The sequence below is a fragment of the Streptomyces boluensis genome, from assembly GCF_009908195.1.
Lineage (GTDB): Bacteria > Actinomycetota > Actinomycetes > Streptomycetales > Streptomycetaceae > Streptomyces > Streptomyces boluensis.
Window position 1 is genome coordinate 1 of record NZ_JAAAHS010000657.1, and the last position, 2,072, is coordinate 2,072.

General features: G+C 70.6%; 1 protein-coding gene. It reads right to left on the reverse strand.

All coding sequences use genetic code 11. The features are described from left to right. Nucleotides 1-70 precede the first annotated feature (70 nt). Nucleotides 71-1,891, reverse strand: a complete 1,821-nt coding sequence (locus GUY60_RS37150) for a VanW family protein (protein ID WP_161705913.1) — start codon at nt 1,889-1,891, stop codon at nt 71-73. Between the last annotated feature and the right edge of the window lie 181 nt (nt 1,892-2,072).

Here is a 2,072-nt window from a genome sequence, read left to right on the forward strand (position 1 = left end):
GGCTCGTGCGGGTGTGCGCCGGGGTGCGGCCGGGGCTTCATGGTTGCGGTGAACTTCCGTCGGGGGAAGGTCAGTTGCCCGCCGGGTCCTGCTCCGGCTTCGGCTGCTGCTCCTGGGACGCGTCCGGCTTCGGCTGCTCGCACGTCACCTTGTCGCGGGGCGTGTAGTGGGTGTGGAACGGCTCGCGCTTCACTTCGGCGCCGTTGTTCTTGAGGATGCGCTCCACGGTCACGTCGAATCCTTCGAGCGGGGTCTGCGGCTCGCACTGCTCGGAGGTGTTCACGCGCTCCGTGGGCTCCTTGACGTTCTCGCGCGGGCCCTTCGTGGCGAGGACCTCGTCGTACTTCTTCGTACCGAGGAAGGTGACGGTCACGGAGGTGTCGGTGGACTCGGCCTGGATGTAGATGGCCTTGCCGGAGTCGTTGAGGAAGCGCAGGTCGAGGCTGCCCCAGGCGACGGTGGCCTCGCGGCCCTCGGGGTAGCGCTCGATGTAGAAGGAGTGCGCGCCGTGTTCGAGGGGCTTCACGCCGGCGAAGAACAGCGCGTTGTACATGGTCGTGGCGACCGACGAGACGCCGCCTCCGGCCGCCTTGGTGAACTGGTCGTTGAGGATGATCGTGCCGTCCACGAAGCCGTTGGCCTCGGTGCGTTCGCCGACGGTGCGGTTGAAACTCCACGACTCGTCCGGCATGACGACGGAGCCGTTGATGAGCTCGACGGCGCGGCCGATGTTGGTGCTGCGGTACGCGGCGGGCTCGAAGTTGACCGTGAACGACGACATCTTCTCGGTCAGTCCGAGCTCGGCGGCGTTCGCGCTGGTGACCTCGGGCTGCGTGGTGACGGCGGCGACCTTGCCGGTACGTGCGGCGGCGCCGGACTCGGTGAGCAGCGGCAGTACGGCCTTGCCGAGGGCCTTGCCGGTGACTTCGAGTCCGGCCCGGCCGTCGCTGGTGGGCACGACGCGGTCGCCGTCGAGGCGGAACGTGGCGTTCTCCGCGGTGCCGGTGAGCCCGGCGAGGGGGCGTGCGACCTCGGGGTCCTCGATCAGGCCCTTGCTGTCGAGGCGGGGTTCGAGGCGGCCCTTGTCGTCGGCCTTCAGCTTCAGGTGCTTGCCGAGCGTGCCCTGCCCGATGGTGAGTTTCTCACCGCCGATGTCGAGGGTGACGGGCCCGGACATGGCGGGCCTGGCGAACTCCCGCAGGGCGCGCGCGGTCTCGTCGGCGGTGACCTTCGGGCGGGTCTCGTGGGTCGGCAGCTCCGTCTCGGCGCCGGCGGTCCGGACGGCACCGGTACCGGCGGCCTTCGTCCCGTCGGCGGGCCGCTCGGGGAGGTACGCGCCGCGCAGTGCGGTGAGCGCCCCGTCCACGTCGAGGGTGTGGCCGGTGCGGGCGGCGCGCACCTCGGCCTTGCCGTCCTTGAAGGTGACGGCGCCGTCGCGGGCCTTCTGCCGGTGCTTCTCGCCGACCTGCTGGAGGGTGGCGCGGGCCTTGTCCTCGTCGACGTGCACGACGGGTTCGACCTCGCCGCCGGAGCGGAAGAGTCCGCCGATCACGGTGAGGGGGTCGGCGCCGTCGCGGGCGGCCTTGTCGACACTGGCCTCGGTGTCGACGGTGAGCCCCGCGGCGGCCGGGTCGACGGTGCCGGTGCGGTCGCCGACGCGTATCGCCAGGGGCTTCGCGCCTTCGCCCGCGACCAGCTCGCGCTGGAGTTTCCGCTCGGCGTCGGCCCGGCTGAGGCCGCCCACGTCGACGCCGCGTATGTGGGTGCCGGGGTCGATCCCGTCGCCGTTGACCAGCGTGCCCGCCAGGTAGAGCCCTCCCACACCGACCGCGAGCGCACCTCCCGCGAGTGCGGCGGGGTGCAGGTGCGCGGGACGTATTCGGCGGGGCATGGGACTCCCTTGCAGACGGCGGCGGACAGAACGACCGTGCGGTGTACAGAACCGTGCGGTGTAACAGAACCGTGCGGTGTACAGGACAACCGAGCAAGTAACCCATATTCGGTCATTAGTCGCATAGGGCGCATCTCACATTCGCCATGCGCATGGCACGACCTCGCCCCGCCCCCTACCC